Source organism: Shouchella rhizosphaerae (assembly GCF_900142675.1).
Lineage (GTDB): Bacteria > Bacillota > Bacilli > Bacillales > Bacillaceae_D > Shouchella > Shouchella rhizosphaerae.
Window position 1 is genome coordinate 202,751 of the sequence record NZ_FRBS01000006.1, and the last position, 13,754, is coordinate 216,504.

13 protein-coding genes are annotated in these 13,754 nt (G+C 43.5%); 9 read left to right on the forward strand and 4 right to left on the reverse strand.

Features of this window, described 5'->3' with window-relative positions; genetic code table 11:
• The first annotated feature begins 15 nt into the window (after positions 1 to 15).
• The 4 genes from BUC05_RS17290 to BUC05_RS17305 all read left to right on the forward strand — a co-directional run bounded on the left by BUC05_RS17290 (position 16) and on the right by BUC05_RS17305 (position 4,809).
• Entirely contained in the window at positions 16 to 1,746 is a 1,731-nt protein-coding gene (locus tag BUC05_RS17290) for a methyl-accepting chemotaxis protein (protein WP_167369586.1), read from the forward strand.
• 627 nt (positions 1,747 to 2,373) lie between these two features.
• Entirely contained in the window at positions 2,374 to 3,744 is a 1,371-nt protein-coding gene (locus tag BUC05_RS17295) for an MATE family efflux transporter (protein WP_073305502.1), read from the forward strand.
• Between the two features lie 33 nt (positions 3,745 to 3,777).
• Entirely contained in the window at positions 3,778 to 4,035 is a 258-nt protein-coding gene (locus BUC05_RS17300; RefSeq protein WP_142237581.1) for a hypothetical protein, read from the forward strand.
• Between the two features lie 225 nt (positions 4,036 to 4,260).
• Positions 4,261 to 4,809: a hypothetical protein gene (locus tag BUC05_RS17305; RefSeq protein ID WP_084140096.1), complete on the forward strand. Its 549-nt coding sequence runs from the start codon at positions 4,261 to 4,263 to the stop codon at positions 4,807 to 4,809.
• 108 nt (positions 4,810 to 4,917) lie between these two features.
• Here the strand turns inward: BUC05_RS17305 and BUC05_RS17310 are convergent, their stop codons facing one another.
• Positions 4,918 to 5,313 carry an NUDIX hydrolase gene (locus BUC05_RS17310; protein ID WP_073305508.1) on the reverse strand — a complete coding sequence of 132 codons (396 nt, stop codon included), beginning with the start codon at positions 5,311 to 5,313 and terminating at the stop codon, positions 4,918 to 4,920.
• Positions 5,314 to 5,496: 183 nt separating this feature from the next.
• Between BUC05_RS17310 and BUC05_RS17315 the strand changes: the two genes are divergently transcribed.
• From BUC05_RS17315 to BUC05_RS17335, 5 genes are all read left to right on the forward strand, one after another.
• Positions 5,497 to 6,210, forward strand: a complete 714-nt coding sequence (locus BUC05_RS17315; protein WP_073305510.1) for a hypothetical protein — start codon at positions 5,497 to 5,499, stop codon at positions 6,208 to 6,210.
• 179 nt (positions 6,211 to 6,389) lie between these two features.
• Positions 6,390 to 7,088 (forward strand): hypothetical protein, encoded by a 699-nt coding sequence (locus BUC05_RS17320; protein WP_073305512.1) that lies wholly within the window; start codon positions 6,390 to 6,392, stop codon positions 7,086 to 7,088.
• Positions 7,081 to 9,075 (forward strand): DUF6792 domain-containing protein, encoded by a 1,995-nt coding sequence (locus BUC05_RS17325; RefSeq protein WP_073305514.1) that lies wholly within the window; start codon positions 7,081 to 7,083, stop codon positions 9,073 to 9,075. The genes BUC05_RS17320 and BUC05_RS17325 overlap by 8 nt, the downstream gene beginning before the upstream one ends.
• 18 nt (positions 9,076 to 9,093) lie before the next feature.
• A complete protein-coding gene (locus BUC05_RS17330; protein WP_011245324.1) occupies positions 9,094 to 9,432 on the forward strand; it encodes a hypothetical protein in 339 nt (112 codons plus the stop codon).
• A 126-nt stretch (positions 9,433 to 9,558) separates the two neighbouring features.
• Complete coding sequence (locus BUC05_RS17335) at positions 9,559 to 10,578, forward strand: mannonate dehydratase (protein ID WP_035205362.1); 1,020 nt, start codon at positions 9,559 to 9,561, stop codon at positions 10,576 to 10,578.
• Between the two features lie 59 nt (positions 10,579 to 10,637).
• Here BUC05_RS17335 and BUC05_RS17340 read toward each other — a convergent pair whose 3' ends face one another.
• The 3 genes from BUC05_RS17340 to BUC05_RS17350 are packed head-to-tail and all read right to left on the reverse strand — an operon-like array spanning position 10,638 to position 13,713.
• Positions 10,638 to 11,657, reverse strand: coding sequence for a tripartite tricarboxylate transporter substrate binding protein (locus BUC05_RS17340; protein WP_035205360.1), 1,020 nt, complete (start codon positions 11,655 to 11,657; stop codon positions 10,638 to 10,640).
• Between the two features lie 17 nt (positions 11,658 to 11,674).
• Positions 11,675 to 13,168 (reverse strand): tripartite tricarboxylate transporter permease, encoded by a 1,494-nt coding sequence (locus BUC05_RS17345; RefSeq protein ID WP_035205358.1) that lies wholly within the window; start codon positions 13,166 to 13,168, stop codon positions 11,675 to 11,677.
• A gap of 20 nt (positions 13,169 to 13,188) precedes the next feature.
• A complete protein-coding gene (locus BUC05_RS17350) occupies positions 13,189 to 13,713 on the reverse strand; it encodes a tripartite tricarboxylate transporter TctB family protein (RefSeq protein ID WP_035205357.1) in 525 nt (174 codons plus the stop codon).
• Positions 13,714 to 13,754: the final 41 nt, after the last annotated feature.

The following is a 13,754-nucleotide window of genomic DNA, read 5'->3' on the forward strand; positions in this document are numbered from 1 at the left end:
GGGGGAGGGATGTTCATGAAAAGATTTAGGAATAGAATCTTAGTTAAATTAACTGCTTTGCTTGTAGCATGTGTGCTAATGACAAGTTTAGCAATTGGCACTACTACGTATACGTTAGCGAAAAATCAACTGATTGACGCGGGCATGCTTGATATGAAACATACTGTCGATGCAGCGCTGCCTCTATTAACAGCCATACAAGAGGATATCGAGAATGGCACAATATCGCTAGAAGAAGGGCAGGAACGGGCACGTTTGCTGATTTCTGGACCTAAAACAGAAAACGGATATGAGCATTCCAAATCGCTGTTTTCTTATAAATCAGACGGATATATGGTAGCGTATACAGAAGATTACGCAACCCAACTTCACCCTACTAATGAGATCGGTGAAATTCCGGAAGACACGACAAATCGGGAACAATTTGTCGAAAGTGCTAGAAAGGAAAATGTAGAAGATCGGTTTACGTTTTATAATCGTGTTGAAGACGGTGTACAAGTAAAAAAAATCAGCTACATGACATACTTCGAACCTTGGGGCTGGCATATTGGCATGACGGCAACTGAAAGCGAATTTTATAGCGACATTCAAGAGCTTGGTTATTATATAACGGCATTAACAGCTATCGTCTCCATTGCAGCATTGCTTGCCGCTTATTGGCTTATCCGCAAAAGAGTGCAAACGCTGGAAACAGTGGCGACTGCGGCAGCTGCAATTGCTGACGGCGACATTTCCTACTCGAACTTGCCAGAGTCCAACGACGAGATTGGCCGGTTAGGTCGGTCATTCAATACAATGACGACCCAATTGAAAAAATTGGTTGCTGATTTGCAGCAATCTGGCATCAATGTCCTCGATCGGGCCTCGGACTTGTCAGCAGTAGCAGAAGAGACATCAGCAACGGCCCAAGAGATGCTTTTAGCTGTTAATGAAATCGGGTCAGGAACGCAAGATCAAGCCATCCAACTGGAAAAAGCCAATGAGCAAGTCGGGGAATTGAACCAGTCGATTCAATCAATCAACGAGCAAAAGCAAAAAGTGGTGGAAACATCCGTTGAGTCTTCCATTGCTTCTGCAAAAGGAAGAGAAATGGTTTCCCACTTGGAACAGTCCCATTCCAATTCCCACCAAGCGTCAGAAGATATCAGCATCGGCATTACTAAATTATATGGAAAAATCCAAGACATTTCGCGAGTAACGCAAGTGATTAATGGCATCGCCGAGCAGACGAATCTTTTAGCTTTAAACGCAAGCATTGAAGCAGCCCAGGCAGGAGAACATGGCAATGGCTTTGCCGTCGTTGCTGGAGAAGTACGCAAGCTTGCGAAACAGGCGAATACGCGTACAGCTGAAATAAAAGAGGTCATCTCTGGAGTTGAACACGAGATGGAGCAAATCATCATGCTAATCGGACAAACGGGCAACTACTCAGATGAATTAAAAGAAGCAGTCAAACAAACAGCAGAAGTATTCACAGGGATCGAAGCTTCTATTCAAAAGACAAGCGGCGCCATTTATATTATCGAAAATGAAATGGAAAATATTACAGGTCAAGCAAAAACGATGACTTTCTCGGTGGAACAAGCGTTAAGTGTAGCAGAAGAGACAGCCGCATCCGTTGAAGAAATCACAGCCTCCTTTGATGAACAAGGAACGGCCTTAGAAACGATCGCCACCGCCGCAGAAAAATTAACAGCTCTAAACCAGCAAATGAATGACGATTTAGCTTATTATAAAACAGAATAATATACATTGACAGACAGCTATTTCACCAGTATAGTAAGATTACTTGAAAGAGGAGGGGTTTAAACGATGCGCAGCCAGATTGGATTTGTTTTGGACACGTAATTTCATAGTTCAAGGCTCTGCATGCTGCAGAGTAAACGGAATCCGTCTGTCTGTCCAAGTTTATAACTTTTCTACGGGGCTTGTAAAAAGAACTTGAAGAAAGGCGGATACGTCTGCCTTTCTTTTTTTAGGGCGTCTTCCCAATAGTAAAGCCGTTTACGTTAAGCTGCAGAACAGGCATTCTGCAGTTTTTTTGTATGGTTAGGGCCGTAAGGGTTAATGGAGTCGGCCTTCTAGACAGATTCTGTACTTGTGTGCCCCAACATTTCATTAGTATACGGTGTTTCCCTCCCTATAATTAGGTAGAAGGAAAAACACGCTCCTCATGGAGAACATATTAGAGTCAAACTTTTGGCTGTCTGTCCATCAATAACTAAAGCTAGCTTGCTAAGCAGCAAGTTGAGGAAAAAGGGGAGATGGCAAAGAGCTCTTAGGTTAAAAGGAAAAGGACGGTTCATATGAAAAGCAAGGAGCGTTTTCCTCCAATGCTTGAGGATGTTAACCGTTTAATGGAAGGATTTTATCATGAAACAGACGAACAATAGCACAAAGTTAGGAAACGAACCGATCGGAAAATTGCTTCGAGATCTATCGGTTCCAGCCATGATCGGTATGTTTGTCATGGCGTTTTACAATGTCGTCGACGTTCTCTTTATTTCCTATGGTGTTGGCATTGAAGCGGTGGCGGGTCTAACGATTGCTTTCCCCGTCATGATGATCATGATGGCGGTCTCGGCAGCTGTGGGAATTGGCGGCGCGTCTGTCATTTCTAGAAGGCTAGGAGAAAACAGGCACGAAGACGCCAATCGCGTGTTCGGTACAGTGCTTGCGCTCATTGTAGTCATGAGCGTCGCCGGTTTAATCACGGCGCTATTTTTTCTGGATGATTTGCTTGTCTTATTCGGCGCCACTCCGGATATTTTGCCGTATTCCTATGACTACATGTTCCCGATCATGCTAGGTACGGTATTCTTTGCTTTTACATTTGCAACAAATAATATTATTCGTTCGGAAGGAAACGCTCGGTTTGCGATGGTGACGATGGTCATTCCGGCCATTCTGAATATCATTCTCGACCCCATTTTCATTTTTGCTCTCGATATGGGCGTTAAAGGGGCAGGCGTCGCCACGGTTGTTGCCCAAGGAGCGGTGAGCTTCTTTATTTTGCGGTATTACGTTAAAGGTGAAAGTTCGTTGCGCCTAAGTTGGACAAGCGTGTCTCTGCGGTTTTCTGTCGTAAAGGAAATTTTGTCTGTCGGCTTTCCTGCATTTGTCCAACAAGCATCAGGGAGTTTGATGATGATCGCCATCAACGCGATGCTCATTCAACATGGAAGCGATATGCACGTCGGTGTATTTGGCATCATCCAGCGGATTATGATGTTTACGGTGATGCCGATGATTGGCGTTATGCAAGGAATGATGCCGATTGTCGGTTACAATTATGGAGCCAAACAATTTGCGCGAATGCGTGAGACCATTTGGCTGACATTAAAAGTCGTGGTCGCCTGTTCGATTGGCGTTGTCTTTATTATGATGGCTTTCCCAGCTCTTTCGATGCGAATTTTCACGACAGACCCTCTTGCGATTGAGACAGGCACAACAGCGATGAGAATCATGTTCGCTGGTTTCTTTCTTGCTGGCGTACAAGTGGTCGCCGGCGGTTTGTACCAAGCTCTTGGCAAACCAATCCCTGCCTTGATTTTATCACTGTCACGGCAAATCATTTTCCTAATTCCCCTTGTGTTGTTGCTGCCTCAATATATGGGCATCACCGGCGTGTTCTTAGCATTTCCTATTGCCGATTTGCTATCGTTTATCCTTGCGACATTTTTGCTGTACCGAGACCGCGATACCATTTTAGTAATAGGCAAACAAGAACAGCAAGGAGTTTAAAGTAAACAAGCATGGTCCGGCGCTTTTCGGATCATGCTTGTTTTTAAAACCAACGTGGCGACCATTATGAAAAATTGCGTTTTGCGTATGAGAGTGAGGAGGAAAATCGCGGATATACAGGGAATTTTCAATACCAATACGGGGGAAATTTTAAAAAAACTGACCACTGACCGCATCTTAGTTAATCTAAGGTGGAGATGGGATTACGAAGAAGAATGGAATGAGATTGAAGAAGATGAGAGCATGATTTTTTATGGGGCAAAAAAAATGGCGCAAAATGAATTGTTGTAATAGGATATAAAGTTTCTACAAAACAAGCCCCTCAGGTCATAGAATTTGTGCACGATGTAAGCTGCGTAAACAAACAGGTTAAAGGATTTGAGATTCATTTAGAAGAGGAAAAACAGTTTGCCCTTGAGTGGGTGAAATCAATTCAATTTTCTTGGAACTCGTAGCGAGGGCGACGAGGCGGTAGCGAATGATTCTTTGAAAGGTGGTCTAAATAAAAGGATGGACATGTCTGCTATCCCATTTAATTTAGGTTTTTATTTTGATGAAAATTTGCGAGAAGTTCCTCTGTCAAAAGCTGAAATGATGAAAGGTATCGAATTTCTAAAAAAACAAATACCAATATTCCAGAACGATAAAAACGAAGTAGCAAAAATCTATGGATTAATGGGCGTTTATTTGCGGATTGTTAAAGAATTGGAAGAAAGTAAAAAATATTTAAGGTTAGCGATTCAAACATATGAAAGCACAAGTAATGACAATAGCTTGTTTGTTAATAAACTACGTTTGGCCCACACATATCAATGGCAGAAAGACTTTTATACGTCTAATCAAATGTTTAAGAAACTGATGGAAGAAGCCGAAATATGTGATGAACGTCGGGGTATACTAGATTTTGTTTATCAACATTATGCCAAAAATTTGTTTGACCAAGAAATTTACGATCTTGCTATAAGTTATTTTCACAAAGCCTTAAATTTAAGAATTCAGAAGGGGCAAAAAGACTTAATAGAATCAACCGAATACGCCATTCATATTTGCAAGGGAAAATTGTGACTCACACTCGCCAAAAACACAACAAATAGACATACCGTGCAATGAGAATGAGGCATCTCATTACGTTTCCTATCGATTATATAGAGTGTTGATTATTTGGGAGATGCGTCAATTGAATAGCGATTGAACTTTTAAAGCAACTTCACTGGGTCTAACATCAATCAATGATAAACTTTCTATATCTACCCACATTGGCAAGTACGTTCCGCTATCTCTATTTTTGTCCAGGTATTCTTCCCCTTGTCCAGTTCCTAAAGTTCCAGAAATAATTTCAGACAGAAAAAAATATTGAGTTCCGTTGAATTCAATTTTGGAAATACACTCATTAATTTTTACGTCGACTCCTAACTCCTCCAATGCTTCTCTTTTGGCACCGGCTTCTGGTGTTTCCCCTGGCTCTATTCCACCACCAGGGAAAACATAATACATAGCATCATCTCTAATTCTTTGAATTAAAACGACTTTCTCATCTTTTATTATGACCACCGAACTTCTATCTCTCATAGACAATTCCCTCTGTTATTCATCATTCGGAAAATTCCGGTGAAAAAAGTTTAACACAGGTGATTTCCATTGAGAACATCCAGCTAGTTCAAACCTCACAAGTCTTATATAAGTGTCATTATTTTCATATTTATGTTAAAAATGATGAAAAAACGGGTAGTGAGTCCTAAGGAGTCGAGCAGAATGGACAAAAGCAAGACATTGCTGGTAGTTGTCATTGCCATCATGGCAGGAGGATGTGGCCAAATGGGTAGCTCACCAGAAGAAGAACCAGAAAAAACACCAGCAGAAATGGACCCGGCAGACTTGCCGCAAATTGATGCGTTTCAAAATGAGTATTCCCGAGAAATGATGGTGTCGACCGAGCCAGTAGCGGATGGGTATTATTTAATGCGCTCAAAAATCGGCGCCTTTACGATTTGGTTTCCAGAAGAGGCCGTGTTTATGGACAATGCGTCTGGCGTTGATGGGGATCATTATGAAAAAATTAGTTTTGCTTATGAAAGTGAAGAGGAAAACCGGGGATATGTAGTTGGTTTTCAGTATAACTATGGAGGAAACGCAAAAAAACCAGAACGGCTTTTGGATAACTTAAGGGGACGATGGGATTATGAGGAGGAGTGGATAGAAGTTGAGGATGAACACGGTCTTACATACTATGGGTCTACAATAGAAGATTTTAAAGGCTATCAAAATTACGTTTTTATGGGGTACAAAGTGTCATTCCAGGAAGCTCCTCAAGCAATGGAGTTTCTATATGTCGTTTCATGTTTAGATAAAGAAGCAGAAAGTTGCGAAATAGATTTTTCAAAAGAAGAAGCATATATACTCCAGTGGGTAAAGTCGATTCAGTTTTCAGGTACTCGTGGCGATGGAGGCGAGACGGATGGCGAATGACGAACTCTTAAAAAGACAAACCGATAAGAAAGCAGAATCTAATAGCTTCTTCTCTCTCCAATCGCTTTCCAGTAACGCCCATAGGTATAACCTCACAAGTCTTATGTCAGTGTCATTATTTTCATATTTATGTTAAGAATGATAAAAAAGCGGTAGTGAGGCCTAAGGAGTCGAGCAGAATGGACAAAAGCAAGACATTGCTGGCAGTTGTCATTGCCATGATGTTAGGAGGTTGTGGCCAAATGGGTAGCTCACCAGAAGAAGAACCAGAAAAAACGCCAGCGGAAATGGACCCGGCAGACTTGCCGCAAATTGATGCGTTTCAAAATGAGTATTCCCGAGAAATGATGGTATCGACAGAACCAGTGGCGGACGGGTATTATTTAATGCGCTCGAAAATCGGCGTTTATACGATTTGGTTTCCAGAAGAGGCCGTGTTTATGGACAATGCATCTGGAATTGATGGAGACCATTATGAAAAAATTAGTTTTGCTTATGAAAGTGAAGAAGAAAATTGGGGATATATAGCTGATTTTGAATATTTCTATAGCGGTAGCGCGAATCGGCCAGAAAACAAATTAGAACGTTTGCGAAGAAGGTGGGATTTTGAGGGAGAATGGAAAGAACTCAAAGACGGTAAGACCACTCTATATTACGGGGTAAAGGAAAACGAAACCGAATACGGATTAGAAGTAGTGATTATTGGTTTTAAAGTATATGAAAGCGGGGTACCTCAGGCAACCGAATTTTCCTATATTGCCTCTTGTGTGGATAATAATCTAGATACTTGTCAAGTTCATCTAGACGAAGAAGAGGCTTTTGTACGTACGTGGGTGGAATCAATTGAATACACTCAAAGGGAGGAACACGATGGTTAACCAAGAGTTATTAAAAAAAGATGAGTTGTGGCTTCGTATTACCGAGTTGGAATATAAAATGAAACATGGTATGTCTAAAGAAGCATTTGAAAAAGAAGTGCGGCGAATTTACATTGAAGAAATGGGAGAAGAGCTTCCAGCAGACATGAAAATTTATACTTCAAGCGAAAGTAGCGAATTAAAATCAGATTATGATGGTACAGTACTTTATTTCGAAAACGAGGAAAAGAACATTAGCCAACTCTATGTTATTTCGCAAGGTTCTAATGACTCTGGTGATTGGTTATACAATGCGATTGGCTTGTTTCAAGGGAAAGATGCTTCACAGGCCGAGGATGCACTTAATTTGCTGGATGAGGCTGAAGTACAATTTGGTCTAAAAGGTAAGCAACCAGTTAAAATCGCATTAGGTCATTCGTTAGCGAATAATAATAACTTGACTGCCCAAGTTCTTGAACAGGAATTTAACCAAATATATGGAGTAAATGGTGCACAAATTAATGTGTATCAACTTTATACTGCAGATACCGATTTCAGACAAAAAGTCAATCAAAACTTCAATCTACTTAGAACAGACAAAAACGCCATCTACACCCTCCCTCCTGATAAACTCGAACAGTTTGCCGTCGAGTACATAGAAGAAAAAATCGACACCAGTTCTATCCATCAGCTCCGTTCGAGCAATGACCCCCTTTATGCGTTGATGGAAAATACGAGAGGGTTTGTGACTGTTCCAGTAGAAGCGAAAGAGGGGATTGTAACGAACAAAAATTATACAGGACTGTCGCCTCTTCTTGCCAATCTGCCAGATGAGGAAATCGCCAAGTGGCAAGCGATTTTTATGCCAGCCGCTGATGCGTATATGGATAATGGAGTAGATGGTGCCCTCGACGTGTTGGAAGAAATGACGGGTCTCAAGCGGACGGTGTTTGATGATTTTAACGAGTTGCAGGCTGATCTTCAACAATTGCTGGAAGCGGACACGATTGATTTGTCAGAGTATCCTGTCTTTATGCGGGGAGAGATGGCCCGTTCCCATGCGCTAGGGCAAGTAGGGGCGAAAATTCCACAGGCCTTTGATTTGTTAAGCAAGGGACTGACAGAGTTTTACCATATTAAGCAATTCCAGCGGAACGTAGGGCCGATCGTGGAGACGGTTCAAGGCTTAAACGATTCGGCTGAAGAGGTGTTCGGGTATTTGGTTGAGGCAGGCTATATTGATGAGGCTTCGAAAGACATCATTGTTAAGGAATTGAATGGGTTGACGGAATCGCTGGAAGTCCTTCATGATTATAAGCATCTTGAAGACGTATATAAAGAATCACCGTATTTAATTCGGGATGGAGGAAGTGGACTGTTAGGAAGTGACGTGGCTTTTTTGCTGCTGTTAATCGAACATGGCGAAAAGTTGTATGGCCATTGGCAGGCTTTAGAAAAGGAATTGCAAGAAGTTATGGATGAAATCGGCCATAGCCACAGCATCCATGAATTGTTGAACGCGCTGAATGCAGAAAACGGGGTCTCGTACTACAACAACCAAATGATAGTGAGCACACAACACGGAGGCGAGGAAATCCGTGTTAATTTAAGTGCCACTGTCGAAGCGTATTACAACGGCCTATCCATTGTTGAGCAGCAACAGGAAAAAGTGCAAGCGTTTGTGCGCCTGTATGAGCATGAGGTCGTAGAGGATGTCGAAAACCAAAAAAAGGTGCTTGTCCAAGCGTTTGATGATATGGAAAGCAACCCTAAGGCCTATCAGCACTTGTTAAATAAAAGCCATGCGCCAGCAGGCAGCCGCATAGAGCGAATTGTCGTCCATGACCAAATTGGCGGAATCACATTGCCTGAAGGGCCAGTGTGGGAAGCAGCTTTGGTGGAGCAATTGGAAAAGCAGCGCACCTTCCTTGAAAAGATGCGTGAAGGGATCGAAGATATTTTTGATGAAGAACATAACGTTGCCGCGATTTTTACACTTTCGGGGTAATAGGAAGGAGGACGAGTGATGATTCCTGATGATACAGGAGCGGTTGTGATTACACACCAATTTAAAGAACCGCCAAGCTATGTGTGGAAACGACTTCAGCTTGAACTGTCGCTTAAGCAGCTTTATGTGGTTCAAGCTGCTTTGGGCCAATCGCTGCGAGCCAGCTTAGGCGCAAGCAGCGGCGCGTTTATTGACGCCCTTGAGGAGAAGGAAAAAGAATTGACAAGAGATATGGCGATGCGGATTGAACTTGTTTCTTCTGAAGCAAGACAAGCGACAGAATTAGCTGAGAACTACTTGGAGAATATCTCGAAGCAACGTGTCTCCCTTCATTATAGGCGTATGCTTCATGAATAAAAGACATTGATTGAAAACACGCTGATTGTGCTCAGGGTGTTTTTTTGTATAGGTGAAAATGTAATTGACTGAAATGTCTATTTGTCTTACAATTAATTTATCAAAAATTTGCTAGGGGGATCAGGAATGAGGGTATCGGTTACGACAACAACGTGTGATTTATCAGATGGCGACTTAAAGCAAATGACACAATTGGGCGTGGATTGTATTGATTTTGGCAGTGGTTCAAGCTTCCCTGGAGTAAAGGAGCAAGGCTATCCTGATTTGGATGCGTTGCTCCGGCTGAAACGGCGAATTCGTTCCTTTGGGCTCGACATTAACCGGGTTACGCTTCCTGATTTATCAGCCGCTTTTATGGCAGGAGCTGAAGAAAGTGAGAAGGAAGTCGATCATTCGGTGGCGGCCATCAACGTATTTGCTGAAGCAGGAATACCGATTGTACGCCAGCGGTTTGCTGGAGATACGTTTAATCATTTGACTCAAAGTTACAAAGCAAGGCAACGGGGCGGGGCTTTGGCGAGAGGTGAAAGCCTTGTTTTTAGCCAAACGCCTTATGAAGCGCCGACTTTAGAAGCCCATGAGCAATGGTGGGAGCGCTTTCTTTATGCGTATGGAAAACTAGTCCCGGCGGTGGAAGAGGCAGGCATTAAGTTGGGAATGCATCCGTCTGATTCGCCGCTGCAAGGAACGCCTTTTGGCGGCCTTGGCTACAGGCGGATTATGGATGAATTCCCGAGCAAGCAAGTTGGTTACATCTATTGTATGGGAACGCGTGCAGAAGAGGGAGGCAGTTCCCTTGTTGTCGATGAAATCAATCATTACGGCCGAAAAGGGCGCTTGTTTTTGATTCATTTCCGCAATGTGCGCGGGGCTTTGCCAACAGCGGGTGCTTTTGAGGAAGCACTCCTCGATGATGGCGATATGAACATGTTTAAACTGCTGCTCGAATTAAAAAAAGTCGGCTATGATGGATGCCTCAATCCTGATCATGTCCCCGTTTTAGAAGGAGACAGCCCAGATTTAAATGCCAATTGGGCCCACTCTAATATTGGGTGGAGTTATGGAAGCATTGGTTTTGCCTATTCAATTGGCTACATAAAAGCATTGCTTAATGCCTTGAATGAAGTGACAGGGACAAAATGGTAAACGGAAATAAAGGGGCTATCCCACAAGGTCAGTTACTTGACCTTATGGGATAGCCCTTTTTAGTTCGTTTGTGTTTCTAGACGTTCAATCAAGCGCTCGTAGGAATGACTCACATCATCCATATATCGTGTCGCTTCTTCAGGGGCCATATAAGTCGGGATGGTGTAATACGATTCAGCTTGTTCCTGGTAGGCTTCATTGTTTTCTACGACTTCTTTTAGCGCTTCAGAAAAGCGGGCGACAATCGCATCGGGCGTTTCTTTCGGAAAAGCAAAGAAGAAAAATTTCTCAAACTCTACATCAATGCCTTGCTCTAAAAAAGTAGGCGTGTTGTCATATAGGGCATGTTGTTCTGATGACAGGACGCCGACTGAGGCGAAATCGCCGTTTTCAATATAATCGGCTGTTACCCCGTAGGCAATCGGGACAATGTCAACTTGGTTGCCTAAAAGGGCTACGAGTTTGTCAGACGCGCCACCGACATCAATTGGCTTTAAGTCCGCTCCTGTCGCTTCCTCAAACGCCATCATCTGCAAATGTGTATAGCCACCGACCTCCGTTGCAAACGAAAGTTCACCAGGCTGTTCGATGGCGGCTTGCGCTAATTCGTTTGCTGTTTGGTAAGGGGCATCCCCATGAACAATAAACGTGTCGCCGTGATCCATTAGGGCAATGCCGGCAATCTTAAAATCATTGTGGTTAAAAGTTGATAAGCCATATAGCTTGTTGATGAGCAAGTTGTTGTGGAAAAACAAGACTTTATAGCCGTCTGGATCGGCTTCGAGCACTTCCCTGGAGCCCATGCTTCCTCCAGCTCCGGCAATATTTGTGACAACAAACGATGTATCCATTTCTTCACCTAAATAACGGCCAAGAAGCCGTGCTCCTAAATCGGTGTCCCCGCCGGCTCCAGTCGGGACAATAATTTCAATCGGGCGGTTCGGGTAGGCGTCAATCTGGCTGGCAGAGGGTACTTTCTTTTCTGAACCAAATGTCGGCGCATGAAAGCCAACCGTTGTACAGCCTGAGAACAACAGAGCAGAAGCCAAAAGAACAGGATAAAGCGTATGTGTTTTCACGGGTCATTCCTCCTTTATTAAACAGTGGCTGAACGCTTTCGATTTTTGTAGATTGCCATTAAAAACGAACCAGCGGCAAGCAATAGAAAGGCAGCGGCAATTGGTGACGTGACAAATGGAAGAAAGTCGCCATTGGAATGCATCAGTCCACGCCGCAAATTGGTTTCTAAAATCGGGCCGAGAATAAAACCGAGCACAATCGGCATAACCGGAAATTTTAATTTGGCGAAGATGTAACCAATGACACCACAAAGCACAAGAACGAGCGCATCAAATAGCCGGTTGTTTACACCGAATGCGCCAATGACGCAAAGGACGACAATGATGGGCAACAGCACATGCCGCGGCACATGAAGAACACGGATAAAGAAACGCATTCCGATAATAAGCAAAAGGGCCATGAAGGCATTAGCCAAAAGGAGAGCAGCGAAAATTCCGTACATTACTTCACCATTTTGCTCAAACAAAAGCGGGCCAGGGTTTAAGCCGTGGAGCATTAACCCGCCGACTAAAAGTGCCGTTACGCCGTCGCCAGGAATACCGATCGATAAAAGCGGCACGAGTGCCCCGCCAATGGCCGCATTATTGGAAGATTCAGCGGCGACAACGCCGGCAGGATTCCCTTTTCCAAACGTTTCAGGATGCTTTGACTGATTTTTAGCAGTTACGTAGGAGATGATGTTAGCCGCCGATCCGCCAAGCCCTGGCAAAATGCCGACGATGACGCCAATAGCGGTAGAGCGAAGCCAATTCCATTTTTGCTTGAAAAAATAACTGAAGCTTAAACCAAGGTCTTTTAAACGGTAAGCGGTTTGGATACTTTTCGTTTCAATTTGCTTTCGATCAGACGATGTTTTTAAAATTTCCGTTATCGCAAATAAGCCAATTAGCACTGGTAGGACGTTGAAGCCAGCCTCAAGTTCAGGTAGGCCAAATGTGAAACGTGGATAAGAGTCAATCGGAGCAAATCCGACTGTAGCCAGGCTTATGCCGAGCATACCTGCAATGAGGCCTTTCAACATGGAACCGTCTGAAAGGGATGTAATCATCGTCAGCGCAAAAACAGTAATGGCAAAATACTCAAAAGGCGAAAGCTGAATCGCTACACTGGCTAAGACAGGAGAAATAAAGATCAACACCAATAGGCTAAGCAAACCGGCTAAAAACGAAAATACAATCGTTAACGCAAAGGCTCGGCCAGCTTCCCCTTTTTGTGCCATCGGATAACCATCAAATGTCGAGGCAATGCTTGCAGGAGTCCCGGGGATGTTTAGGAGGACAGAGGGGATGAAGCCCCCGGAGACGCCGCCAATATATAGGCCCATTAACAAGGACAAACCATTAATGGGTGTCATCCCAAATGTAATCGGCAAACAAATCGCGATCGCCATTACAGCCGTTAAACCGGGAATGGCGCCAAACACAAGGCCTAGAGCAACACCGATAAATACAATCACAATCGTTTCTATGTTAAGGATGCTGAGAAAGCCAGTTTCAATCAGTTCAAGCATAGACACGCCCCCTTCATTAGTTAGCCGAATAGGCCAATTGGCAACATTAAGTTAAAGCCTACCCGAAAGACGTAATACAGCAGTAAAGAGACTGCGAACGATATCGGCAAAACAAACATAAAAAAGCGCTTTTTATGTTGACTTGTCATCATCATCGATTGCCCGGCCATGTACAATGTCGATGCCAAAATAAAGCCAAGCACCGGCAGTGCTACAACGTAGCCAATCAGCAACAGGCTTGTTGCTAGAACCGTTGTCTTTTCGTCGCTTGTTTTTTGCTGCGGCTGGTTGTTGTCTACGTCTGGGGCGTCAACGGCAGATGCTGTTTCCCTAACTGGCTCTGTTTGTTTTTTAAGCCCGCTGAGCAAAAGAACCGTACTAAGCAGAAAAATGCCAGCAGCCATCAACATTGGCAAAAAGCGTGAGCCAACGCCAATCGATAAAATCGTCAAAGTCTCCATTCGCAAGGAGGCGACAAACATAAGCACCGCTAAACATTGTAGAGCAATGCTGGCGTAAACATCGGAATGGTAACGTTTGAGCAATCTAATTCCCTCCTTCGTTGTAAGCGATTACATATAGAATT

What these genes read in the sequence shown, in the direction of transcription:
- BUC05_RS17320 (WP_073305512.1), top strand. Translation starts at nt 6,390, where the DNA reads ATGGACAAAAGCAAGACATTGCTGGCAGTTGTCATTGCCATGATGTTA.
- BUC05_RS17295 (WP_073305502.1), top strand. Translation starts at nt 2,374, where the DNA reads ATGAAACAGACGAACAATAGCACAAAGTTAGGAAACGAACCGATCGGA.
- BUC05_RS17315 (WP_073305510.1), top strand. Translation starts at nt 5,497, where the DNA reads ATGGACAAAAGCAAGACATTGCTGGTAGTTGTCATTGCCATCATGGCA.
- BUC05_RS17345 (WP_035205358.1), bottom strand. Translation starts at nt 13,168, where the DNA reads ATGCTTGAACTGATTGAAACTGGCTTTCTCAGCATCCTTAACATAGAA.
- BUC05_RS17305 (WP_084140096.1), top strand. Translation starts at nt 4,261, where the DNA reads ATGTCTGCTATCCCATTTAATTTAGGTTTTTATTTTGATGAAAATTTG.
- BUC05_RS17325 (WP_073305514.1), top strand. Translation starts at nt 7,081, where the DNA reads ATGGTTAACCAAGAGTTATTAAAAAAAGATGAGTTGTGGCTTCGTATT.
- BUC05_RS17310 (WP_073305508.1), bottom strand. Translation starts at nt 5,313, where the DNA reads ATGAGAGATAGAAGTTCGGTGGTCATAATAAAAGATGAGAAAGTCGTT.
- BUC05_RS17290 (WP_167369586.1), top strand. Translation starts at nt 16, where the DNA reads ATGAAAAGATTTAGGAATAGAATCTTAGTTAAATTAACTGCTTTGCTT.
- BUC05_RS17300 (WP_142237581.1), top strand. Translation starts at nt 3,778, where the DNA reads ATGCTTGTTTTTAAAACCAACGTGGCGACCATTATGAAAAATTGCGTT.
- BUC05_RS17330 (WP_011245324.1), top strand. Translation starts at nt 9,094, where the DNA reads ATGATTCCTGATGATACAGGAGCGGTTGTGATTACACACCAATTTAAA.
- BUC05_RS17335 (WP_035205362.1), top strand. Translation starts at nt 9,559, where the DNA reads ATGAGGGTATCGGTTACGACAACAACGTGTGATTTATCAGATGGCGAC.